The organism is Bradyrhizobium sp. SZCCHNS30572, from assembly GCF_032484415.1.
Lineage (GTDB): Bacteria > Pseudomonadota > Alphaproteobacteria > Rhizobiales > Xanthobacteraceae > Bradyrhizobium.
The window spans coordinates 276,122-301,216 of sequence record NZ_JAUESY010000004.1 but is presented as its reverse complement, the minus strand read 5'-3'; the positions used below and the strand labels follow the sequence as shown (position 1 = coordinate 301,216).

At 63.1% G+C, this 25,095-nt stretch carries 12 protein-coding genes and 2 pseudogenes; 11 read left to right on the top strand and 3 right to left on the bottom strand.

Annotation, left to right across the window (positions count from 1 at the left end; translation table 11 throughout):
- Nucleotides 1-650 precede the first annotated feature (650 nt).
- From QX048_RS12560 to QX048_RS12520, 9 genes and pseudogenes are all read left to right on the top strand, one after another.
- Complete coding sequence (locus QX048_RS12560) at nucleotides 651-3,557, top strand: helix-turn-helix transcriptional regulator (protein WP_315715078.1); 2,907 nt, start codon at nucleotides 651-653, stop codon at nucleotides 3,555-3,557.
- A 258-nt stretch (nucleotides 3,558-3,815) separates the two neighbouring features.
- Nucleotides 3,816-4,529, top strand: coding sequence for a GntR family transcriptional regulator (locus QX048_RS12555; RefSeq protein WP_315715079.1), 714 nt, complete (start codon nucleotides 3,816-3,818; stop codon nucleotides 4,527-4,529).
- Between the two features lie 173 nt (nucleotides 4,530-4,702).
- Complete coding sequence (locus tag QX048_RS12550; protein WP_315715080.1) at nucleotides 4,703-6,544, top strand: ATP-binding protein; 1,842 nt, start codon at nucleotides 4,703-4,705, stop codon at nucleotides 6,542-6,544.
- 18 nt (nucleotides 6,545-6,562) lie between these two features.
- A complete protein-coding gene (locus tag QX048_RS12545) occupies nucleotides 6,563-7,921 on the top strand; it encodes a sigma-54 dependent transcriptional regulator (RefSeq protein WP_315715081.1) in 1,359 nt (452 codons plus the stop codon).
- Nucleotides 7,922-8,204: 283 nt separating this feature from the next.
- Nucleotides 8,205-9,482 carry an MFS transporter gene (locus tag QX048_RS12540; protein WP_315715418.1) on the top strand — a complete coding sequence of 426 codons (1,278 nt, stop codon included), beginning with the start codon at nucleotides 8,205-8,207 and terminating at the stop codon, nucleotides 9,480-9,482.
- 12 nt (nucleotides 9,483-9,494) lie between these two features.
- On the top strand, nucleotides 9,495-10,274 hold the full coding sequence (locus QX048_RS12535; protein ID WP_315715082.1) for a GntR family transcriptional regulator: 780 nt from the start codon (nucleotides 9,495-9,497) through the stop codon (nucleotides 10,272-10,274).
- Between the two features lie 302 nt (nucleotides 10,275-10,576).
- A pseudogene (locus QX048_RS12530) lies at nucleotides 10,577-10,768 on the top strand (conjugal transfer protein TraA); the annotation flags it as partial.
- 67 nt (nucleotides 10,769-10,835) lie between these two features.
- Nucleotides 10,836-10,934: pseudogene (locus QX048_RS12525) on the top strand (conjugal transfer protein TraD); the annotation flags it as partial.
- The gene (locus QX048_RS12520) at nucleotides 10,927-11,328 is read left to right on the top strand and encodes a hypothetical protein (protein ID WP_315715440.1); all 402 of its coding nucleotides are present in this window, start codon (nucleotides 10,927-10,929) and stop codon (nucleotides 11,326-11,328) included. The pseudogene QX048_RS12525 and the gene QX048_RS12520, both read left to right, overlap by 8 nt.
- Before the next feature lie 788 nt (nucleotides 11,329-12,116).
- Here the strand turns inward: QX048_RS12520 and QX048_RS12515 are convergent.
- Genes QX048_RS12515 through QX048_RS12505 form a run of 3 tightly spaced genes read right to left on the bottom strand, consistent with a single transcriptional unit; the run spans nucleotide 12,117 to nucleotide 20,502 of the window.
- Nucleotides 12,117-13,664, bottom strand: coding sequence for a diguanylate cyclase (locus tag QX048_RS12515; protein ID WP_316200467.1), 1,548 nt, complete (start codon nucleotides 13,662-13,664; stop codon nucleotides 12,117-12,119).
- Nucleotides 13,664-18,955: a filamentous hemagglutinin N-terminal domain-containing protein gene (locus QX048_RS12510; protein ID WP_316200468.1), complete on the bottom strand. Its 5,292-nt coding sequence runs from the start codon at nucleotides 18,953-18,955 to the stop codon at nucleotides 13,664-13,666. The genes QX048_RS12515 and QX048_RS12510 overlap by 1 nt, the downstream gene beginning before the upstream one ends.
- Nucleotides 18,955-20,502 (bottom strand): ShlB/FhaC/HecB family hemolysin secretion/activation protein, encoded by a 1,548-nt coding sequence (locus QX048_RS12505; RefSeq protein WP_316200469.1) that lies wholly within the window; start codon nucleotides 20,500-20,502, stop codon nucleotides 18,955-18,957. Before QX048_RS12505 ends, QX048_RS12510 begins: the two co-directional genes overlap by 1 nt.
- A gap of 814 nt (nucleotides 20,503-21,316) precedes the next feature.
- Here QX048_RS12505 and QX048_RS12500 point away from each other — a divergent pair.
- Both QX048_RS12500 and QX048_RS12495 read left to right on the top strand, forming a co-directional pair.
- The gene (locus QX048_RS12500) at nucleotides 21,317-22,516 is read left to right on the top strand and encodes an IS256 family transposase (protein WP_316173597.1); all 1,200 of its coding nucleotides are present in this window, start codon (nucleotides 21,317-21,319) and stop codon (nucleotides 22,514-22,516) included.
- Between the two features lie 631 nt (nucleotides 22,517-23,147).
- Nucleotides 23,148-24,506 carry a site-specific integrase gene (locus QX048_RS12495; protein WP_316200470.1) on the top strand — a complete coding sequence of 453 codons (1,359 nt, stop codon included), beginning with the start codon at nucleotides 23,148-23,150 and terminating at the stop codon, nucleotides 24,504-24,506.
- Nucleotides 24,507-25,095: the final 589 nt, after the last annotated feature.

Sequence of the window (25,095 nt, the reverse complement as noted above, 5' to 3'; positions counted from 1 at the left end):
CAAGCCGCACTCGTCACTGGTTTGCCGCGGCTCCGATGCGCGCAATCCGACGCTCCGAAATGATTCGCGCGTCGGGGTTCGGCACCAAGCCGCCGAATGCTGAAGGTGCGTTGTTGGACGATATGAAGGACCCGCGATCTCCTGAGGCCATCGCCATCTCCTGAGCCTGTATGCGAACGCATGGTTCTCTCCGGCGTTGCAGCAGATGCTTGGCCCATGTGTGCGTCGCCTCCGACGCTGAGTAGTCGAGAACGGCGTCGCCGCGGTTCCTCGATCGCCAGCTCGTTGGGCCAGGAGAATTTCGTCAAGAAAACGACTCAATGATGTTTCATGCTTCGGTTGAGTTTGGTGGTTGCACCTCATAATGGTTGTGTGTCTTTTAGGGCAAGCAATCATTGGCTGAACGGGCTATGGAGATCGTGATCGATCTGAGTCCTTCGGGTCTCGCCGGTCGCGATTGCGCGACAGTCTTCGCGAGATGAGTCCGATATGCGCAGCGCAACATTGATTTGACGCTTGGTATTATCGTGCCGAGCTGATATTTTCTCAAAGCAATCTTAAGTTGTCGGAGACGGTTGAATCGCACGGGCGGCAGTGCGTCGTGCCGCAGCCATGAAAGAGTATCGTGTAGGTTGGCCATTGGTTAGCGCATGAAGGATAGCGGTGTTCCGCTTATAGGAAGGGACCAGGAGTCGAACCGGCTTCGCGAGCTTCTCCCGAGCACGAATGGACGCGCTGTCGGCGCGGTCCTGATAGGAGAGGCTGGTATCGGCAAGAGCCGTCTGGTCGAGGCACTGGCCCTAACTGCGAAGCAGCGCGGTTTCTGTGTCGCGAGGGGGGCCGCCTACGAGATGGCCGAACCTCTGCCCTATGGATTGTTCGCCGACACGTTCTCCCAATGGGCTCGCGAGCAGCCGACACTCCTCAACCATGCTCGCAATGATATGATTCGGCCGCTGTCTCGCCTGGTGCCGGCGTTCGCGGCCGCTGCGGATCTTCCTGCTCTCAAAGGACTCTCCGGACCGGACGAGCGGTTTCGGCTGTTCGAATCCGCCGTTCATCTGCTTCATGCGGTTGCAGTCGAATCTCCACTGTTGCTCGTGCTGGAGGACCTGCACTGGGCCGATCGCGAATCCTGGTCGATGTTGCTGCATTGCTTACGCTCGACGCGGTCTCTCCCGCTGCTGACCGTCATCACCCTCCGTCCTGACGAGACCGGTGGCGAGCCGCTGGAACTCAATGCGCTGGCGCGTGAGAGCGAGCTTCATCGGATCGCGGTTCGGCCGCTCGAGCCTGCGGACACGATGCGCATGCTTGAGTCGTTGGCAGGCGAGCGGCTTCCCGCATCGCTTGCGACGGCAATTCACCGTGAGACTGGTGGCAATCCGTTCTATGTGCGCCAGCTCTTCAACCACCTCGTCGACGAGGGAAGATTTCCGGGGCGCCAGGGCCAATGGCCCGCCGATCTCGTGACCAACGGTGTCGGCATCCCGGCCGGATTGCGTCCGCTGCTGTCGCGACGGTTCGCGCGGCTCTCGGCGCCGACCCTGGGGATGCTACGGATCGCTGCGATATTTCCGGAAGGCTTCGATCTCGGCCGATTGCAGCTTCTGATATCGGATTCCGAAGAGACGATTCTCGACCAAATCGACGAGGCGATGAGGGCCGGGGTCCTCGTCGTGCGAGGTGATGGCTACGTCTTTGCGCATGCGTTGCTGCGGCGTGCCATGTACGACGAACTGAACCCCGACCGGCGAGCGATCTTGCATCGGCGCGCGGCGACGCGTCTCGCCGAGCTCGATGCCGATCCCGGAGAGATTGCACATCAGTATCACGCCTCGCAGCGCATCGCGGGTGCCGAGATCGGCGGGGTCTTCGCACTGAAGGCAGCCGAGCGCGCGCGAGCGAACTATATCAGCGAGCACGAAGCTGCATTCCTTCGGATCGCTTGCGATCTCGCAGGCGATGCTGTCTCGGACGAGATGCTTCGTGATCTCGCGCTTGCCCAGGCCGCATCACTCGACGTCGAAGCCGCCGACGCGACGTCGCGCCTTCTGTTCGGCCGATGCTGGGAGCGGCAGCCATCATGGATCATGAGTTTCTTGGTGACGATTGTCCGCAGGCTGCGGGACGCCGGCGCTCCCACCGAGATGTGGCAGCCTCTGGTGGAACGCGGACTGGAGGCCTGCGGTGCTCGCCGAGATTTGCACTGGGCCCGATTGGAGGTGCTCCGACAGCACTGGCGATGCCGATGGAATGACGGGACGTTTGAGACGATCTACCACGCGCCGGATCCGGTTGCGCTCGATCTCGTCCGTCAGCTTGGAGACGAAGAGGACCGTGCCTCGGCGCTCGACCTGTATGCTCCGCGATCAATCGAACAGACAGAGCAGGTGCAACGTTGGGCCGCCGAATGGCAGAGTCCGGCGGCCATCATCCGGGCTCGAGAGGTCGTCACCCATGATTGGATCTATCGGCATGGACAACTCGCCATGGGGGTCGAAACTGCGCACGACCTGTTGCGGGATGCCAAGTGTTTCGGGTCGCTTCCTGGCCGGATCGAGGCCTTAACCTCTCTCGCGATTGCCGAGGCGAGCCTGGGCCATTTGACAAGCTCCGACGCGGCGCTGCGCGACGCGCGGGCGCTGGCTGTCCGACTGGGACCGTGGCACCGGTTGCATCTCGCCCTGGAGCTTTCCGCGGTCGCATGGCGGGCCTATTTGTATGGGGGCGACTGGCCGGCAATCGGCCGAATCGCTTCGCGTGCGCTGCAGATCGTCAAGGATCATCCGGTGCGCCTTGGACAGATCGTGCTCGGCTTCGCCGCTCTGACTGAAGCGTTCTTGCCTGGCGAAAACGAATATGACGTTCGCATCGAGGCGCTGCTCCGATCCTTGGAGAACACAAATTGCGACAGACAGCTGTCGGATGATGCACTTGGGCTCGGGGTCTGCGCCGCCTGGCAGCGTGAGGACGTCAAGCGCGCGCGCCGGTTCGAAGCGTTGGTCCGCGCTCCAAAACACGGAAGCACGATCGGTGCAGCCGGTGAATGCCGTGAATTCATCCTCGGACGTCTGGCGGCCCTTCAGGGTCACACGGTTGCGGCATGCACGCACTTCGCAAAGGCCCGCGGCGACCTTGAGCGGGCAGGCCAGGTCTGCCTCCGAGCGCTCGTCGATCTTGACGAGGCGATCGTGACGGGAACCTCAGGCGACAAGCCGTCCTCGCATGCGCTGCTGCAGCGGGGACGCGAGCAGTTCGTAGCACTCGGCATGCGAAGCTGGCAGGAGCGTGTCGATCGAGCACGGATAGAGGGAGTCGAGGTCGGGCCGCGCAACTTATACGCGCGAGGCCCTGATGATCTTTCGCCGCGAGAAATGGAGATCCTCAGCAAGCTCGCTGCCGGCAGCCGCTCCAAGGCCATTGCCGCGGAACTACGCCTTAGTGTGCCGACCGTCAACAGACACATCGCGAACATATATATGAAGATCGGCGTGAGCTCGCGCGCCGCTGCAACCGCTTACGCGATGAGACACCGTCTCAGTATGCTCCAGTGAACCAGTACACATCGATTGCATAGTTTTTATGATGGTGACGGCTGCAATGAGTGCGTAAGCTTACAGTGTGTAAAAAATGACAGTCATGGGCGGACAACGAGTAGCAGGGCAAGGGTTCGACGTCGGGCGTCGCCGAACCCGTTCATGCGTGCTCGTCGGCGCGGTCGGAGCATTCCGGGAACAAGGCATACGCCTCTCCGGTGCTACGTCTGCGGCCGGCAAGTAGCGTCCGCCTAGGGTGGTTCAAGGGGACGTGGCATGCGTGATACAGACGGGGATATCAGCAAGGTAGACACCGCTTACACTAAGCTCAAGGACCTCGTCATCCACTATGATCTGGTCCCTGACAGCAAGGTCCGGGTGCTTCCGGGAGAGCATCTGCACATTGACGATCTGGCGGATCGCGTCAATGCGAGCGCAACGCCTGTGCGCCAAGCGCTGGAGCGCCTGCAAGGCGAGGGACTGATCGACAGCATCGCGAAGCGAGGCTTCTTTTCCAAGGTTCCGAACGCGTCCGAGCTGCAGGACCTGTATGAATTTGCCCGGCTGGTTCTTGAGCACAATATCACGAGGCCACTCGATCCGTCCTCGGTTGCGCGTCTCGGCCGGGGTTTGATGAAAGTGGAAGCCGTTGCAGTGGGTCACTCGGCAACGAAGTGCGTCAAACATCATGCGATGACCATCGAAGGCGTCTTCGAGCAGATCACGCAGCTGTCGCGAAACGAGCAGATGCTGAGAATGATGCGGAACTTCAATGATCGCAGCCGATATGTCCGATGCCTCTCGATCCTGCAAAGCCCGGATCAAGGCGCCCAGGTACGAGAATGTCTCGAGTTGATCGAATTGCTCCGTGATCAGGATCCGAAAGGTGCGTGTGCCAAATTGGAAACGCACATGTGTCGGATGATCGTCGATCTGCCGGAGCTCATCAGGGACGCCAGGTCACGCTGGACGATGGCTGCGGCCGTATAGATCTCATTCGACCGTAAAACGCCGCGGGGTACATCGACCTTCGACTCATAAGAGGGTCCAAGACTCCGGTTGCGGGTGAAGCTCTGGATCCGGCATGAGCGGGGAGAATTCGCGAGGTGACCGAAGCGTAGGTCAGGTCCATCATTCGAGCTGGCGTGAGCGGGAGTGTATCAATGTCGGCGTGGTTTTCGAGCCGACTGGAACTGCCGCGTGAGCTCTCAAGGGCTTGGCCGGTTATCGCGGCCGTTGCCATCCTGGCAATCGTGGGAGTCGCGCTGCTGTCCTACCGATTGGCCCTGAGCGCTGGGCTCGCGCAGATGAGCCGCGATTCCGATGATCGGCTCACGTTGATCGGCAGCACGTTCGATGCAACCGTTGCCCGCTTCCGATATCTGCCCACGGTTCTTTCACTCGCCGACCCGGTGCGCCGGCTGTTCCGGACACCGGGCGACGGGGCAGTCGTCGAAGCAGCCAACCGCTATCTCAAGTCGCTAAATCAGGCCGCGGGATCGGCCGAGCTCTACGTACTGGACACGGCAGGGGTGGCGCTAGCAGCAAGCAATTATGATGGAGCAAAGAGCTTCGTCGGGCATGCGTACGACTTTCGCCCCTATTTCCAGAGCGCAATCCGTGACGGGGAAGGGCAGCTCTATGCCGTCGGGGTGACGACCGGCCTGCCTGGTTACTTCTTGTCGCAACGGATCACGGAAGGCGAGCTTACGATCGGGGTCGCCGTCGTGAAGATCGATTTGACGCCGCTGGAGGCCGATTGGGTCAGGGCCGGTGATCTGGTGGCCATGGAAGATGAAGGAGGCGTGGTGATCTTGGCCAGCCGCGCGCGGTGGAAATATCACCCGCTGCGAACGCTGCCCTCGAGCGCGGTCGCGCGTCTCAACAAGTCCCGGCAGTTCGGCGACACGATCGAAAATGCCCCGATCCTGCATTCCTCGGCGGCATCAGGCAACGTATCGGTTGGACTGGGCGACGACAATGACGTTCACGAATATGCGCTGCGTGCGCGGCATCTGCCGGCGCATGGGTGGCAGCTTCTGATCTTCTCGGATATCGGAGACGCGCGACGGCATGCAATGACGGTCGCCGCCACAGCCGGCTTTGCCGTTCTCACAGTACAGCTGCTCGGACTTGTAGCCTATCAATGGCGGCAATCGATGAAAGCCAAGGGCGAAGCAAACGAGCTGCTGGAACGAAGTGTTGCGGAGCGCACGATGGAGCTTCGCGAAGCCAATCGTCAGCTGACGAGCGAAGTCCTGGAACGGACGCGCACCGAACAGGAGTTGCGACAAACCCACGAGAGCTTGGTGCAGAGTGCGAAGCTTGCCAGTCTTGGACAGGCGCTGGCGGGGGTGGCGCATGAAATCAACCAGCCACTCGCGGCACTCACCACTTACATCGCAAGCAGCCGAGTCTTGTTGCAACGCAACGAGATCGAACGAACGGCCTTGAACCTCGACTTGATGTCGTCCATAGCCGAGCGAATGATGGCATTGATCGGTCACTTGCGCATGTTCGCGCGCAAGGAGACAGGGGCAACCAGCAGAGTCGATGTCGGTGTGACACTTGGCAATGCGATGCGGCTTCTGCAGTACCGGATCAGAAATGAAGGTATCGAGGTTGTCCTGGACTTGCCAGCGGAGCCGGCTCACGTCGAAGCGAACCCGATCCGTCTGGAGCAGGTCTTCGTCAACCTGCTCTCGAACGCGGTCCAGTCGATGCGTGATCGCCCGCGCCGAGTTCTCACGGTCTCCATCCGTCGTGCGGGGAGCACCGTTACGACCGAGGTCGCAGACACCGGGAGCGGAATCTCCGCGGAGCACATGAAGTCGCTGTTCGATCCGTTCTTCACCACCAAGGAAATCGGTGAAGGGCTCGGCCTCGGTCTTTCAATCAGCTATGGAATCGTGAGGGAGCTCGGAGGCACGATTTCGGTTGAGAGTGAAGCGCAAATCGGAAGCCGGTTTTGGGTGACCCTGCCGGCGCCGTCCGCGCCGGCCTAGATCTATCGGGGTATGTGGATGAGCAAATCGATTCTTGTCGTCGACGACGAGGAGATCGTTCGCAGCTCGATCAGACAATGGCTGGAGCTGGGCGGCTTCGACGTGCGCACCGCCCGAAATGCGGACGAGGCGCTTTCGATGCTTCAGGCCGAGCTGCCCGACGTGGTACTGACCGACTTCCGGATGCCGCATCGATCCGGCATCGAACTGATGCGCGACGTGCAGCGCATCGATCCCGACATTCCGGTCATACTGCTGACTGCTCACGGCGACGTTGCACTCGCGGTAGCGGCCATGCGCGAGGGCGTCTACGACTTTTTGCAGAAACCTGCCAACCCGGATCATATGTCTGCCGTGCTGGCACGGGCGGCAGAACAATCAGGATTGAAGCGTCAACTCAGGCAACTCACGAGCCGGCTCGGCGCCGAAGGTGAGCTGGAGCGACGTCTCCTCGGGACATCGCCAGCGATGGCCACGCTGCGAAAGTCCGTTGGCGAGCTCGCCGAGCACGACAGGGATGTGATCCTCTTCGGCGAGAGCGGCACGGGAAAGGAGGTCGTCGCTCGCGCACTGCACGACCTTGGTCCGCGGGCACGAGCTCCTTTCGTTGCGGTGAATTGCGCGGCCGTCCCCGCCGAGCTGTTCGAGAGCGAACTGCTGGGTCACGAGGCGGGGGCGTTTACCGGCGCACGCGGGGCTCGCATCGGGAAGTTCGAACATGCCAGCGGCGGAACCCTCCTGCTCGATGAAATTGAAAGCATGCCACACGCGTTTCAGGTCAAGATCCTGCGCGTTCTTCAGGAGCGCGTGGTCGAGCGGGTGGGATCGAACCGGCTGATCCCGATCGACGTCCGTGTGATCGCCGCCGCGAAGGCCGATCTCGCGGCCGACAGCCGCAGCGGCCGCTTTCGTGCCGATCTCTACTTCCGCTTGGCCGCGGCGGAGATCCGTCTGCCGCCGCTGCGCGAACGGGGCAACGACGTGCTGCTGCTATTCCAGCATTTCGCCGCGGAAGCCGCCCGGCGCAGCGGCCGTGACTTGACCCCACTCGGAGCCGAGGATTTCGATGCGCTGCTGACCCATGACTGGCCAGGCAACGTTCGGGAATTGAAGAACGTGGCTGAACGCTACGCGCTCGGCCTGGCCGCAACGGGTCGCCGCGTCGCGGAAATTCTGCGGCGGGCCGAAGGAGCGGGCGCAAGGCGCTCGCTCTCCGAGCGTGTCGCAGCTTATGAGCGCATGCTGATCGAGGCGTCTTTGCTGGAGCACAACTGGTCGGTTGTGGCGGTTATGGAAAGTCTCGGCGTGCCACGGCGGACGCTCAACGAAAAAATGGCAAGGTACGGCTTGCTGCGACCCAGCCGAACCTCCTGCTAGGCACGAGGCGGATTCCCGCTCACACGCCGACGCGGATCGGCGGAATTCCGCTGAGCGCCGCGAGCCCGTTTCACGCGGGGCGCAATGCAACCATCTGAAATCGCTTTGTTTGCCGGCGCGGTCGGCGGCCGCGGCCGGCTGGCACGCGGGTTGCTCAGGCATGAGCACGATTGGCCTTAGAGCCTAAGAAAACGTGCACTCGGAGGACGCCATGAATCTTGAGCGAGCTATCAACCCCACCCTCGTTGCGGCCGCCGATGAAGCACGCCGTGACGGCCTTGGGATGGGTAGCCGCTTGCGCGCGATCTTCGTCGGCTCGATCGGAAATCTGGTGGAATGGTATGACTTCTACGCCTATGCCGCGTTTGCGTTGTATTTCGCCAAATCGTTCTTTCCTGAGGGCGACGAGGTTGTGCAGCAGTTGAATGCCGCGCTGCTGTTTGCCGCCGGCTTTCTTGTCCGCCCACTTGGAGGCTGGCTATTCGGCCATTTTGCAGATCATCATGGCCGCCGCAATGCCTTGACCTTGTCGGTCTTGATGATGTGCTTCGGCTCTCTGATCATCGCCGTGACGCCCACCTATGCGTCGATCGGCTTTGCGGCGCCGGTCCTGCTTGGTTTCGCGCGAGTCGTGCAGGGAATCAGCCTTGGCGGTGAATATGGCGCCAGCGCAACTTACCTGAGCGAGGTCGCGGACGAAAAGAACCGCGGATTCTATTCCAGCTTCCAATATGTGACGTTGATTGGCGGCCAGCTCTGCGCGATCGTCGTTCTCCTGGTCTTGCAGAAGGTGCTCCTGACGGAGGAGCAGCTTCGGGGATGGGGCTGGCGTATTCCGTTCGTGATCGGCGCGCTGCTGGCCGTCGTGGCCGCCGTCATGCGTCGTAATCTGCACGAAACGGATGTATTCACCCGCGCGAAGGCGGCAAGACAGGGGAGTTCGCTGCGTGCGCTGGGTCAGTTCCGACGTGAAGTCCTGCTCGTTGTTGGACTAACCATGGGCGGGACTGCGGCCTTCTACACCTATACCACCTACATGCAGAAATACCTGAAGCTCTCCGTCAAGCTGACCGATGATCAAACGACCATGGTCACCGCCTGTAGCCTGATCTTCGCGATGGCGCTGCAGCCGCTCTATGGCGCCCTTTCCGATCGCATCGGACGCAAATGGCTGTTGATCGGGTTCGGATTGGGCGGAACTCTGTTCACGATTCCGCTTCTGAACACGCTGCAGGGAGTCCACGATCCGTTTACCGCATTCCTCCTGATCGCGGCGGCGTGGTTGATCGTATCCGGCTATACCTCGATCAATGCGGTGGTCAAGGCCGAACTGTTCCCAACTGCAATTCGAGCAACGGGCGTAGCGCTGCCATATGCATTGACCGTTTCGATCTTCGGCGGCACGGCAGAGTCGATCGCGCTTTGGTTCAAGTCGATCGGTCACGAAAGCTGGTTCTATTTCTACCTCACCGGCTGCATTGCGACCTCTCTTGTCGTCTATCTCGCCATGCGCGACACCCGGCGGCACTCGGCGATCGATCGTGAGCAGGAAGCGAGATGAGCGACGCGTCGCATGAGCGCGCGACGCGCCGCGCAGCCTTCGGCTCAAGCCCGCCGGATCAGCAATCCTCGCGCAGCAGGTATCGATATGGACAGCGAATTCAATCGAGTCGATGTTGCCTACGCCCGAATCAAGGAATTGGTCACACATTACGAGTTGACGTCGGAGTCGAAGATTATTTTGCCAGGCGAGCACCTGCGCATCGACGAGCTTGCTGACTATGTCAGGGCGAGCGCGACACCGGTGAGACAAGCTCTCGAGCGTCTTCATGGCGAGGGGCTGATTGATATCGTTCCGAAGCGAGGCTTCTTCTCGAGGGTCCCGGACGCAGCGGAGCTGCAGGACCTCTATGAGTTTGCTCGGCTGGTACTCGCGTATAATCTCAGGAAGGCTTTGGAGTCGTCGTCGGCCGTACGCTTTGGCCGAAGCGCGATGAGAGTGGCGGCGCTTCCGCCCGCGAATTCGGCAAGGAATCGCGCCAAGCATTATGCTGCCGCCATCGAGGGTGTGTTCGAGCAGATCGCGCAGATATCGAGGAACGAGGAGATGCTGCGAATGATAAAAAACTTCAACGACCGCAGCCGGTATATTCGATGCCTCGTCATCTCCCAAGACGCCGATCCGGACTCCGAGCTCCGTGACTGTCTTGATATCGCGGACGGCGTCCGCAGCCAGAACGCCGCGCGCGCGTGCGCGCGCCTGGAAGCCCACATGCACCGAACGATCGCAAATTTGCCAGAATTGATACGGGAGGCCAGATCGCGCTGGGCCATTGCCGCCGCTGCAGGCTGAACCATCCCACCTGGTGGTCTCGCACTCACGGCGCCCGCGAAGTTCGACGGTCGATCGTTGCCATCGATCGAGCTGGTGGGTCGTTTGCGTTCGTGTGGACTGGCAAACTGGTCTTTAGCTGCAGTCTCGTGCCGACCTTACTCGACGTTTGCGGACGTGTGCGGCCGACCGCAAGGAGCCGCTCCTGATAGTTGCGCTCGAACCGTTCACGGTCGACGAGCAGCGGCCGCGCTTTGAGGGCTACCTCAGCATCCCGGGCATCCAGGCCCTGGAGCGCTATGAGGAAGTGGAGCTAAGCCGGTATTGATGAACTCCAAAAGATCCGCCGGGTATTCGAGGAGGTGCGGCCTTATGGCTCGCTCGATGCCGAAGCCGCCTACAAGAACGCTGAGCTTGCCCGCGAAGCGGCTGGCAGCCGGGTCAACCGCGCCAGCCGCGCGCTCGACCTCGAGACCGAACTGCGCATCGATTCGGGCCGCCGCGCCGACTGCTTCGCTGGCGGCTCTCGGGCGCAACCGGGCGGCGCGCAATCGTCAACAGGCAGCAAGGGTGCGGCATGATATGCGGCAGGTCGTGCGCCGCAAGCGCACGCGGCATCTCATTGAACTCGGCGGCCTCGTCGTCAAGGCTCGTGTCGTGGACTTGACCGGCGATGATCGCGGACCGATCGCCGCTCGGGATCATCGCGGCCGTGCCGGTCATGGATGGTCAGAACAGGGTCGAGAGCGCGCGCATCCTGACGATGAACGCAAAGGCGCGCGAGATCCTGCGGCAGGACCCATCACGTTTTCAGATTCACACCATCGGCGAACTGATCCGACATACCAGCAATCGGCTGGGCTGGACGGTCGTCAGGACCGTGCAGGATGGCCAGGCAACGCGGATCGACTATCACAGCCCGGACGGTGAGCTGTTCTCGATGGTGATCGAATATGTCGCCCAGATCGTCCTGATCTCCCTGGCGGTGCTGAACCGGTCGGAACAGCCGGAGATTGAACAGCAGCCGGAGGTGAGGACAGCAACCCGCTTCGCACGGATGATCGGGCTGAGCTGAGATCGGCAAGTCGTCTGCGCGCCGCCTCGCGCAGACGATGCTCAGGAGCCGTCCGCCGATCTCGGGATGGTCCAGGCGCTCCAGGGCCGCCCCAACGCCGTTGGGACGGTGTTTCTAGAATCTGTCCTGGCCCGCCGTAACTTGGTGCCGTTCAATGTTGACCAACGACCCTGTAACGCCATCTTACAAGAACTCCACCCGAACTAACTGCGTCGACTCCTTCGACCGAGAGTCGTTGTGGCAAGCGCGGCGTAGGCTTGCACGGAGCTCTCCGGCGCAAGGGTCCTTCAGTCGAGGCAACCTCAGTCCGCCTTACGACGAAGCTTGCGCTGCAGTTCTCGCTCATGCTCGCATATTCTTCGGCGACCCCGCCGCGCCTGCTTGGTGCGCTCGGGATGTGAAAGTAGTATCGGGACGGGAACGTTATCCCGGAACGTCCTAATCCATGACGGGCCCGGCTCTTTGAGAACCAGCGCTTTGATCTGAACGATCATCGGTCACTGCTCGTCGTGCAACATCCAAGACGACCTTGATTTCGCAAATCGGGTCGTTGAGGTGTCGACCATGCCGACCCGCTGCATCGGCGTTTCGCCGAGCGTCACCACCATCAAGGGTACCGATGAGCGCAGCATGGCCCACGACCTACGAACCGGCGATCGCGAGGGCTTGCGTATCAGCCATTGCTGGCATTCCGTCGTCCGGCGAGCCCGCTGGCCGAGCGCTGCGACGGCGTCCGCCCCGATACGGTAGGGCATCTAAGGCCGACCGCCTGCGTCGTTCGTTAGGGATCACAGCGCCAACCGGCCCGGGAAGCCGCTCTCGCACGACGTGGGCGCCGCATCCTTAGTGCGTTCCACGACCACGCGATTTCGGCCCGCCGTCTTGGCTGCGTAAAGCGCCTTGTCTGCGCGGTTGACCAGATCGAGGAGCTTGTCGCGCGGATCGTCGAGAGGCGCGAGCCCGATGCTGACGGTCACGCGTTCGCTGCCCGGCAGCCAAGTCCCGACGTTCGACACCGACCGTCTCACCTGCTCGGCCACGTGTTCGGCCGAGGTCTTGCTCAGGCCGATCAGCGCGACGCAAAACTCTTCACCGCCGTAACGGCCGACCAGATGCGGCGCGCCGCAGAATGTCTGCAACTGGTCGGAGAGCCCGACCAGCACCTTGTCGCCGAAAGCATGGCCGAACCGATCGTTGATCCGCTTGAAGTGGTCGGCGTCGACCATCATGAAGGCAAACGGACGCCGAGTGCGGATTGCTTCGGTCAGCAGTGCTTCCGCCTGTTCGAAAAAGGTGCGACGGTTGAGACAGCCGGTCAGGGGGTCGCGCGAGGCAAGATATTGCAACTCGAGATTCTGATCGGAGATATGCCGCTGTGCCTTGCGGAGCTCCTCGACCGAGGCGCTCAGCCGCATATTGGTTTCATGCAAGGCCGTCACGTCGGTGAACGTGACGATGGCGCCGCGTGCCGTCCCGCTGCCGTCGAGGATGCGCGTCGCGTTGACGACGAGCCGGTGCATGCCGCCGCCGGCATCGCGAATGCTCAGCTCCGCGCCGAGCACCGGATGCTCATGTTCCAGGGCGACGCGCCACGGCAGATCGCTTGGCGCAACCGGAGCCGCCACCGACGAAAGCCACGGCAATCCGCTGGCCGGAGAGCCGAGCTCAAGTTCGCCACCGGTCAGAACGTTGTGTTTGAAGGCCCGGTTTGCGAGCAGCACGCGCTCGTCGTCGTCAATGATCAGCACGCCCTCAGCGAGGGTATCGAACGCCGCCTCGATCCGCTTCGGAATCGTGCGACTCGGATCGAGCTCGCGCAGGGCGCGGCCAAGCACCAGGTAGAAGCCGGCAAAGCCCGTAACCGCCATGAATCCCACGAACGCGAACAGGGCCGGCCCCAGATCGAGCGGGTTCGCTCCGCTGGTGAGCGGCCTGAAGGCGATCTCGATCCGACCGGCAGGCGTGTCATCATTGAACAGCGGCACCTGGATATGCGTCGCGGTCGACTTGCCGTCGGGCAGCTCGCGCCAGTGGGTCAGGTGGCGATCGGATCCGGCGAGGATATTGCCATGCGCGTCGCGGATGGCAATGGAGAGGATGGCTGGGCTGCGGCTGACCACGACGTCGATCGTGTCCTTGATCGCGGCCGTGTCATTGCGGCTGGCGAGGACGGCGAGTTGCACCGCCAGCGTGGTTGCGGTGACGCCGCGCTGCTCCAGCTCGGCTCTCTCCTCGTTTGGCAGCAAGCCAAGCGAGGCGGCGACGAGAATTAGGCTGACGGTCAAGGATACCAGACCGAGGCTGAGCTGGAGTTTGGGGGACAGCCATCGCTTCATCACGTGATGTCCGCGAGCGATCGACCGGCTCCCTGGCCGCCCTCGAACATCGCATCAACCTCGGATGTGGCGCGGGTCCTTTCCGTCCTCCGCGGCCGCAGCACCACCATCAAAGGATCGAAGCCGCGCCACAGCGGGACCGAGGCCAGGAACGCGGCGAGCAGCGTCCCGCCGCGCAGCAGCCAAGCGATGAAGCCGACGGTCAGGACCGAGCTTGCGGCCGCAATGGTGAATTCGGCGGCCCTCAATGACCCCGCGGCGGAGCGGGCCACACGCGAAATTTCCTCGGCAATGGTGGTCGCGAGCGCTTCGCGATTGAGGCGCGACAGCGCAAGATCGACCATGCTTCGGGCTGGCGCAGGCGCGATCGTGGTGGGCGGCGCGGATAAGATCGGTGGCTCGGGGGCAGCTTGGGCGGGTTGGCTCGGCGGCGGCACGGGTGCGGCGGCCGGCGGAGCCGCAGCGGCATGCTCGGCTGCGGACTTTGCCGGGCCGGCTGCAGGGCCTTGGCCTGCCGAACTCTGGGAAGCGCTCGAGGCAGAGGCCGCACCGCCCAAGCCGCCATGGCCACCTCCAGCACCGCCGCTGGTCCTTCCATTGTTCACTGACTCAGCTGCGGCTCCAAAGCCGTTCAAGACGCCGGAATCGGGCGTGGAGGACGGCGAGGGGGGAATCAGAGCGGGCGTCGATGGGGCCGGAATGAGATCCGTGTTCGCGGACGATGAGCCATTGCCGGCCGTCCCGGGCGCGGCAGCCGCAAACAGGTAACGATTGCCCGGCGCACTCACGCTCCCCGGCGGCACCGACTGGTAGGTCGCGTTCCAGATCGCAGGATTGCCGCTGTCCAATCCGCCGAAACTGTCGGCGCCGGGTGCGGCCGAATAGATTAGCCAGCGGCCGGACGTCGCGCTCACCGCGCCGCTGCCGGCATTGTTGATGAAGGCACGAGCTGCCGATAGGACCGGGCTTGCGGCGACCACCGCGCTGCCGCTTGCGATCGTCAGGTCGCTGGCCGAGAGGATCGTCGCGTTGGCGCTGGCGCTGATTCCGCTGATCCCCTGTACCGCACCGATGGTCAAACTCTGTGCGTTGTTGAAGGTGAGCGCGCCGATACCGCTGGCGGCAAGCGTGCCGACAGTGTTGTCGGCGCCAAGCACGTAGCTCGTTCCGCCCGACAGCCGCAGCGCCGTAGCAGCGATGGCGCCGCCGATCTGGCTCACCGCACCAGTGTCACTGATCACCACCGGCGCCGCGCCTGAGGTGATCGTGGCGCCGAGCCGGTCGCCGCCGCGACCGTCGAGGATGAGGGTGCCGGTGCCGTTGTTGGTGATCGCAACCCCGGCTGCAGACGTGTCGATTCCGACGGCCGAAGCGGACGAGGTGCTGCCTGCAAGGGTGACCGCGCCCGAGTTGGCCGTAATGGCGTTGCTACCGCTGGCGACGAGGCCGGATGCGGTGCTGCTCGTCCCCCTCAGCTGCAGGTCGCCTGAGGTCGTGAGCGTGCTGCCTTGATCGATCGTCACTCCGGCCCCGCTGGTGCTCGTGCCGGCGAACGTCACGGCGGTTCCGCTCAGATTGTCGATCGTGGTGCTGCCCCGCAAATAGATGCCGTTGCCGCTGGTCGAGCTGCCTGAGATCGACGTGGTGCCGGAGGAGGTCACATTGGCGTTGACCGCGATGCCGCTTCCGCCGCTACTCGTTCCGCTGATCGACACAAGCCCCGAGCCGCTGGTGGCGAGTGTCCCGCGCAGTTGCAGGCCATCAGCGGACACCGAAGTGCCTTGCAGGATCAAAGCGCCGCTCGTCGCGGTCAGCGTGTTGCCTCCGTTGGCGACCATGCCGACATTGCTGTTCGAGGTGCCGGTCAGCGTCACACTTCCCGTTGCGGTGAAGCTGGCGAGCGATGCCAACACGCCATAACCCGTGCTCGACGTTCCAGCCAGCGACATGGTGCCAGATGTAGTTACAGCAGAGAAATTCCGGAACTGGAGTCCGTAGCCGGACGGATTGAATCCCGAAATGGCCAGGGTGCCAGCGCCGGAATTGCTGATGGCGTCGGTGCCGGCAAAGAGCACGCCGGCGCTCCCGCTGTTCGTCGGCCCCGTGTCGTTGGAGGTTCCAGTGATGGTCAGCGATCCGCTGCCCGAGTTACTGACCGTCGCACCGGAGAAGTAAGTGCCGACCGTCGAGCCTGACCCGCTCGTGGCGGTGGAGATGCCGCTGACGGCGACGTTCCCGCCCGTTACGGCGAGGCTCGAGGCTGATCCAAAGCTGACGCCGTCGCTCGCCGTCGAGATGCCCGCGAACGATACGTTGCCGGACACAGTGTTCGTCCCGGTGAAGTTCACGCCAAAGCCGCTGTTTGACGTGCCCGAGAACGTCGCCGTGCCGGTCCCCTGGTTATCGATGGTCGTGGCGCCCTGGAAGAAGACGCCGCTGCCGGAGGTCGAGCTGCCTGCAAAGCTCGGCGTGCCGTTCAGAATCGTGACGATGTTGCTGCCTTTGAACGACAGGCCTTCACCGCTTCCCGACGACCCGTTCAGTGAGACGGAGCCCAGGGTGGTCAGATTGCTGCCGGTATTGAAGCGGATGCCACGACTGGCGCTGGGTGTGCTGCCGATCAGCTGGAATGTGCCGGCCCCCGCGTTGGTCAGCGCCAAGGTGCCGTTGCCCTGATCCCAGACGCCATTCGAACCCGTCGAGGAGCCGCTCAGCGTGAGATTGCCCGAGTTGCTGGTGATCGCGGAGCCGTTCAGGTACAGGCCGTAGGAGGTGCCGGTGTCGGTGCCGGAGATCGAGATGTTGCCCGACGTCGTCAGGTCGGAATTGATGGCCGCGCCAAATCCCCCTCCCGCGCCCGCAGCCGAACTGCCTGAGATCGAAAGAGCTCCCGTCCCGGAATTGGTCAGCGTTGTTGGTGTGGCGGTAAAGAAGACGCCGATGCCGGTGGTACTGGCTCCGCTGACGGTAAGGTTTCCGGCAGTGTCGGTGACGAGGTTCGAGCCTTGGAATTCGACACCGTTGGAGGTGATCGATGTGCCGGTGAGCGTGACCGTGCCCGACGTGGTCAGGCCCACGCCTGAGTTAAATGCGATGCCCTGGGATCCGGATGAGGTCGTGACCGTGCCGTTCAGCGCGAGCGTGCCGCCACCAGAGTTGGTGAAGGTGTTGTTGCCACTGTTGATCCAGAATCCGACGTTGGATGACGTCGTCCCGCTCAGGGTCAGACCGCCGGAATGATCGGTGATGGTGTTGTTGCCCAGCAGATAGACGCCGACACTGCTGTTCGACGTTCCGGTGATGCTGACTGCGCCGGCGGTATCCAGACTCGCACCGGCCTGCAGCACGAATGCCGGCAACGTGGGGCTGCTTCCGCTGATGCTCAACGCGCCGCCGCCGGTGTTGGTGATGGCGTTCGATCCGGCGAATACGACCCCGTTGCCGGAGGCCGAGGTGCCCGTGAGCGTCAGAGCGCCGACGTTGAGGGTGCTATTGGCCAGCCAGACAGCCGCGTTGCTCCCCGCCTGAACTGCGGACCCAGTCAGCGCGCCGCCATTCGTGTCGATGGTTGCGCCGTTGATAACGAGCGAGCCCGAGCTTCCGGACGCAGCCAGATTGACGTTGAGGGCTCCGCCGGTGGCCGTGATGCTGCTGCTGACATTCACGTCGCGGCCGGCCGACACCGAGAATGTCCCGCCGCCGCTGGTGCTGATGCCCGCATTGACGTTGACGTCACGCGCGGCGTTCAACGTCAGCGAGTGGCCGCTGGCCCAGGTCACGGCGTTCGCCACGGTGATGTCGCCGCTCTGTGACCCGCCGCTTCCGGTGTCGACGGTGACATTTGCCGTCGCCAGCGCGCCTTGCAGCGTGGCGACCGACAGCACCGAGCTGTTGCCGGTCGGCGAGTAGGTGTTGCCGCTGCTCGACATGTTGCTATCGGCCGCGGTCGAGATGGTCACGTCATAGGGGTCAAGCAGCAGCGTGCCGGTCTTGCCGCCCGTGGCGGTCAGGTCGACACTGCCGCGGAAGTCCAGCAGGCCGTGGCTCGAGACCTCGGCGCCGCCGCCATTGCCGCCATCAGCGCCGGTCGCAACGACGCTGCCGCGGAAGTCGGTCGTCTGCTCCGACCACAGCACGACCTTGCCGCCATCGCCGGCACTGCCTTTCGCCGAGATGGTCGCGCCCTGCGCGACCGAAGTGGTCTCGGCCGTCGGCACGTCATCGGCGACCAGCTTCGCGGACGGATCCCGGCCGCCGCGCATATCGCCGCCGATCAGCACCTTGCCGCCGCTCTTGCCGTCGGCGCTCACCTTCGCGGTCGCGGTCAGCGCAACCTTCTTCCCGGTCACCACGATGGTGCCGCCGGCATTGCTGCGGCCGCCATTGGCCGCAAGCCGTCCTGATATGGTCACCGCGCCGCTTCCGCCGCCGAGCACGATGCGGCCGGAGCGGCCCGACAGCGAGCGGGCGCTGAGCACGCCGGACACGTTGACCACGTCGCGCACGGCCTGCTGGGCCGCCGCCGCCTTGATCTCGATCGCGCCGCCCGCCGCCTTGATCCTGCCGGCGATGTCGATGATCGCCTTGCCATCGGCGGTGGTGGACTTGGTGGGAAGCGCGACCTGCAGGAAGCCGTCGCCTGTCGGATTGAGCGTGATCGCCTCTCCGGCGCCGAGCCCGACGCGGCCGAGCGGCACGGTGATCGTGCCGCTGTTGGACACGGTCCCGCCGATCAGCCCGACAAATGCACCGCTCGCGCCGGAAATCGCGCCGGCATTGCTGACGGCGGCCGAAGCGCCCTTGCCGGTGAAGATCAGGCGGCCGGCGTTGAAATCGGCATTGCCGATGTCGAGCGTCGAGGCCACGAAGCCGCCGCCAACCTGCACCGACCCAGTTGGCGTGATTGCGATGCCGTTGGGATTGACCAGGAACACCTGCCCGTTTGCGCTGACCTGGCCGGCAATGGTCGAGGTCGTCGTCCCCGTGACCCGGTTGAGGATGGCTGCGCTCGAGTTCGGCTGGACGAAGTTGACGCTGTTTCCGGCACTGACAGAGAAGCTGTTCCAGTCGACGATCGCCCTGGAGGATGTCTGGTTGATCGTGAGGGTATTGCCCGCCGGCGCGCCGATCGTGGCCTGACCTGACACGAGGCTGCCGCCCTGCGGCAGACCGGCTTGCGCCAGCGCGCGCGATGATATGGCAAGCAGAGAGGTGCAGCCGAGCAAGAGGGCAGCGCGTCTGCGCCATCCGCTCGCCGCTCGCGCGTTTCGTGCGTGGTCGAACGCGCGCATCAGAAGCTCACCGTGCCCAGGACATTGGCCCGCCAGCCCTGCCGCACGCCGCTGACGTCGGTGAAGCCGCGCGCGATCTCGACTGCAAGGCTCGCATCGGCGGAGCTGCCGGGAATGCTGACGCTGCTGCGGACGCCGGTCCCCACGGCTCCCGCGTTGAGGGCGGCTTGTTCGACGGCCGAGGGACTCGCGATCCAGCCCCGGCCGCCGGCTGCAAACAGATAGGGCGATGCGGCGGCTCCCGTGCCGAACGCATTGAACACGAACGGGTAGGCCAGCTCTCCGCGCAAAGTGAAGCCCTCATCGGCATTCAACGTGCCGGACGCGAAGGCAGACAGCGCGTCGCTTCCGTCGAGCGACAGCTGCTCGGAGCGCAGCATGGCCTTGCCGCCGGTGATCTGGCTGGTGCCGATGACATCGAAGCGGAAGCCGGCGGGCAAAGGTTGCGACAGGCGCGCGGTGGCCGCAAGCTTGACGAAGTCGGGCGTCGCGCTGATCCGCGACAACGGCACGCGCGAGGTGATCGCGTCCTCGGCATTGCGTCCGCCGAGCCCCTTCGAGAGCTGCGCTCCGAGCTGTAGCCCTGCCTGCGACGGCAACGTCGTGGCGTAGTCGATGCCGCCGCGAAGCACGCGGTAATGATCGTGGCTGAGCGCCACCCCGAAATCCGGCGCCGAGATCTGCTGCTCGACATCCTCGACGGCGAGGTTGGCGTAGAGCGACGCCTTTCGCGACAGCCCGATCGGCCCGCGCAGGCGTAGGGCGAACCGGTCGAAGCTGCCGAGCGAAGCGGGGGCGCCGGGCGTCTGCTTCGTGACCGTCCGCGAATGCGTGTATTCCGGATTGACCGTGATGCCGTCCGCTCCGATCGGCACGACGGCCCCGCCGCCGTAGAGCGAGACCGGCGCGTCGCCTGCCGAGGCCGCACGCAAATCCGTGCTGAGTCCGGCCGTGCCGTAGATCTGCTCGCCAGCGCCGAGCGCGCTGTTGAGCGCCAGCGTGCCGCGCAGCTGCCAAGTGCCGAGCGAACGCGACAGGCGATCGTCGGCTCCGGCCGAGCCCGAGATCAGCCGATGCTCGCCCTCGAGCACGAGCCGTACCCCGCCTTCGCGCGTGCCGCGCACCAGAGTGCTGCGCAGCCTCAAGCCGGGAACGTCGCCCGCGATCAGCAGCGCACGCTCGATCTGTTCGGTCGTGAGATGCGGCCGCCCCAGCAGCAAGTTGGTCCGGCCGACGACCACGTTTCGCACGCGCTCAGGAAGCGTATTGACGTCGATCGCTTCGATGAAGCCGTCGATGACAACAAGGCGAAGTGTCCCGCCGTCGACCAGCTGTTGCGGCGGCACGCTGACCCGCACTAGCGGATAGCCGGCGCGCGAATAGAGACCTTCGAGGTTGGTCGCGAGCGCATAGATCTGGGCAACGCTGACACGTTGGCCCTTGACGCGAGCGATCAGGGGGTCGGTGAGCGTGCGAAGCTCGGGAAACGCGCCATCGAGCTGCGCCTCGCCGACCACGACGGCCATGGCTGCGTTGCCGGGCGGCACGGCCGTTTCCAGCGGCCCCGGTAGTCGCAACGGCTGCTCGCCCGCCGGGAATTGAGGTCGCAGGCTCGGCGGAGTCACCTGACTGGGAGCTGCGATCTGGGATAGCGCGGACGAGGAGTACATCAGCGCCCCGATACTGGCTGCGGCACATAGAAGGGAGCTGACAGGCTTCGCCATATGCCGCTTCGACTCATGTCACTCCGCGAGCCAACGGTGTTGTCCGAGGCGCGCGCACTTCTTTCAGCCCAACGACCTAAGCGCTTCATGCTTAATGGGACGTTGAAGTGGAGCTCTCTGCGGGGTCAGCCAGTAATTCCACGGAGCGATCGTGAGCCAGCCAGCGCCAAGCCGTCCTCCTCGCCGACAGGTACACGCTCCATGAGACGCACGGCTATTCCGCAGCCATGATCTCATTGGGACTTCGGCTTCGTCAATTTCGGCGAGGCGGCCGAGATAAAGATCGACACCTTCAACTTCACCCATTACGGCCTTGTCTACGGCAGGGTGCTGAGCGTCTCGCAGGACGCCGGCGCCCTGGCCGAGACCGGCGTTAGGCGCCGCGAACAATCCGCAGATGTAAGCCTCACTAAAGTGCAGTTTGATTGACCATTATGCCATATTTGACCACCCGGCGATTGAGCGATGGGCTGGGGCGCGTGGTCGTGTCCCCGGTGGTGGTGTAGCTCGGTAGAGCAAAGCCGCTCGGACGCGCGCCTCCGATAGCGCCGTAGCGGGCGGGCGGCTTTGCGGTGGTCACCGGCAGTTCTCCGGTAGGATCGGGTTGCGACACGCCAACGCAACCGAGGAACCACCGATGACCGACGAAATGATGAACCTGCGCACGCTCGTGGAGAAGACCCCTGATGCCGATCTGTTGCGCGAGATGATCGGCTTTGCTGCTCAGCGGCTGATGAAGATGGAAGTCGAAGGCCAGACCGGGGCGGCCTACGGCGAGAAGACCCCCGAGCGCCTGGCCCAGCGCAACGGCTATCGCGACCGGACCTGGGAGACTCGTGCCGGCACGGTCGAGCTTCGCATCCCCAAGCTGCGCAAGGGCTCCTACTTCCCCGGCTTCCTGGAGCCGCGCCGGATGGCCGAGAAGGCGCTCACCGCCGTGGTTCAGGAAGCCTATGTGCAGGGCGTCTCGACCCGTTCGGTGGACGATCTGGTGCAGGCCATGGGCATGACCGGTATTTCGAAGAGCCAAGTGAGCCGGCTCTGCGCGGAGATCGACGACAAGGTGAAGGCGTTCCTCGCCCGTCCGATCGAAGGCGACTGGCCGTATCTGTGGATCGACGCCACCTACGTGAAGGTGCGTCAGAACGGGCGCATCGTGTCGGTCGCGGTGATTGTTGCGGTCGGCGTCAATAGCGATGGCCGACGCGAGGTGCTCGGGATGGACATCGGTCCCTTTGAAGCCGAGACGTTCTGGACCGCTTTCCTGCGCAAGCTCGCCCGCCGCGGCCTGCGCGGTGTCAAGCTGGTCGTGTCCGACGCCCATGAAGGTATCAAGGCCACCGTCGCCAAGGTGCTCAACGCCAGCTGGCAGCGGTGCTGCGTGCACTTCATGCGCAACGCGCTGGCGCATGCCGGCAAGAGCGGCCGGCGCGTGGTCTCCGCCTTCATCGCCACCGCCTTTGCCCAGGACGATGCCGAGGCTGCACAAGCGCAGTGGCGGAAGGTCGCCGATCAACTCCGCCCCAAACTGCCTAAGCTTGCTGGCTTCCTCGACGAGGTCGAGACCGATGTGCTGGCCTATATGACGTTCCCACCGCAGCACCGGACCAAGCTGCACTCGACCAATCCGATCGAGCGCCTCAACGGCGAGATGAAGCGCCGGACCGAGGTTGTCGGCATCTTCCCCAATGAAGACGCCATCGTCCGCCTCATCAGCGCGATCCTGCTTGAGCAAAACGATGAATGGGCCGTCCAGCACGCCCGCTACATGACACTGGAAACAATCGCGCCGTTGAGCGATGATCCCACCGTCAGCCTTCCGGCGATCGCCAGCTGACCTGCCCAGCTCTCCCCGGCGAACGCGCTGCCCCACCGCTAGCTACACCACGCAATGGGACACGATCCCGACGCATCGATATTGCCGCCCGACAAAATCACCCCGACCTTCTTTCCGGCCAAGCGGGCGCGCTCTTGCAAAAGCCCGGCAAGCGGAGCGCCACCCGCGCCATCGGCAACGTTGTGCGTAACCGGAAAATAGGAACGCACCGCTTCGGCGAGGTCGTCCTCATACCAGCAACCCGATTGGACCAGCTAGCTAGGGCTGCTGCGACGGTGGCACGCGACGATCAGAATGCTCGCCGGGGATATTGAGCAGGGCCGGGAGAGAATGCGCTGCGGACCGATGCGCAGGCGAGGCAAAAGCCAGCAGGCTGTCCAACCGCGTCACGGGACCAAGCCAGGACTGGCGCACCCGACACGATTCGAACGTGTGACCTTTGCCTTCGGAGCATTTTAAGTTGTGCTGCGCGAGAAAACGCCAGGACATCCAATGCTGCGATATCCCACTCTAATCATTATCGAATCTGGAATGAGCCTCCGCCGGTTGTATCCTGCGACACGCTCCGGTTTTCCTCCAAGTGCTTACGTGGTGCTTACGCGGAAGACGGGCTTCGGAGGAGAGAAAATCCATGCCTAAGCTCAGTAAACGCGTTGTCGAAGGCGCTGAACCTCAAAGCACGGACTACGTGCTCTGGGATGACGAACTCCCTGGCTTTGGCCTGCGCGTCTTCAAGTCGGGCAAGCGCAGCTACCTAATTCAATACCGTTCAGCGGGCCGCTCTCGCCGCTATAGCATCGGGGTTCACGGTGTTTGGACGCCTGAGCTTGCCCGTAAGGAAGTCAAGATTCAGCTGGGGCGGGTCGCACAAGGTGACAACCCGGCCGAGGAGCGGCAGCTCGACCACAAAGCGGTGACGGTCAAGGAGCTCTGCGAACTCTACCTCAAAGACTTTGAAGCGGGCCTTATTCTAGGCAAGGGCGGACGCCCGAAGAAGTCGACAACGTTGGTGACCGATACTGGGCGCATTCATCGCCACATCATTCCATTGATTGGCACGCGTCGGGTCAAGGATCTCGTCAAAGCAGACGTAAACAAGGTCCTGAAGGACATCATGGCCGGGAAGACCCGTGCCAGCGTCAAGACCAAGAAGCTTCGTGGCCGAGCCAATGTACGTGGCGGCGTCGGCACGGCAACGCGAACCGTCGGTCTCCTCGGGGGCATTCTCACCTATGCGGTGGAGGCCGGGATCATCGAGCACAATCCAGCCCACGGCATTCGCAAGCCGAAGGACAATGTCCGCAATCGTCGGCTCACGGAGGCCGAGTACCGGACGCTGGGCGAGATGCTGGAGGAAGCAGCAAAGGACGAAAAGTACGCCATAACGGTCGACATCATCCGCCAGATCGCGCTGACCGGCTGCCGTCGCAGCGAAATCATCGGCCTGAGGTGGTCGGAAGTGGATACCGAGTCGAGCTGTTTACGTCTAGCGGACAGCAAGGAGGGTGCATCAATCCGACCGATTGGGCTTCCTGTGGTGGAATTCATGGACGCTCGAAAGCGGAAGAAAGTCGGCTCTTACGTTTTTCCGGGGTACAGAGACGACAACGCATTCGGCAGTTTCCCAAACCACTGGGAACAGTTGTTCAGCAAATCATCGCTTCCTGACTTCACACCTCACGTGCTGCGTCACAGCTTTGCTAGCATCGCGAACGATCTCGGCTTCACGGAGGTTACGATCGCAGCGCTAGTTGGTCATTCGAAGGGGTCCGTAACCAGCAAGTACATCCATACACTCGACACCGCGCTCATCATGGCCGCCGATACAATTTCGGGCTATATTCAAGGACTTCTCGACGGCGTTAGATTCAAGCAAACGGCCTACGCCCTCGATCGCGCTTCGCGTAAAGCAGCGTTGGCCCGATTCTTAGCCCAAGCTGTTGGTGAACGGGCCGAAAAGGCTGAAGATCCGGAGAACCTCGCTGTCTAACGATGTCTGTGACCCGAACGCTACAAATCTGAGTGGCGGACATCCAAATCGTTCCGGGCGCGCCATCTACCTCCATACTATATCAAATTTCTGCACTAGCGGAAAGTGGCCCCAGACCAAGATTTCCGTTTAGTCTGGATTCAGTGTGGCGAAATTTTTATCTCGACCCGAGACTCGTCTTCACTCCACTGAGCAGTAAGGAGCTGCCGACGAGGCCTCATACCGTTAGAATGGGATCTATCTTGGTACGCTTTCCACAGCAGTAGATGGACGGCTCCGCGCTGCTCGACTCGTCGTGCAACGAGAAATGAAACCTGACGTGCGCCCTGGACATCAAGACCAATGCCGCCCTGAACAAGCGCAGCCTGAAGACTAAGTTCGGTCCTCAGGGTCTCCGCGAGCGCGGGGCCTGGCTGGCTGTTCGCCGGCTGCTTCGACCCAGTCGCAGTCGCGCGACGCTATCTATCCAATCAGCACTTGGGCCTTCTTCGGTGAGCCGAAAGGCTCAACAGGACGCGACGTGGTTAAACTCAGGTGAGTGAAAAGTTCTGTGACGTGCTTGCTCGCTCAAAAGACGGTCTCTGAACTG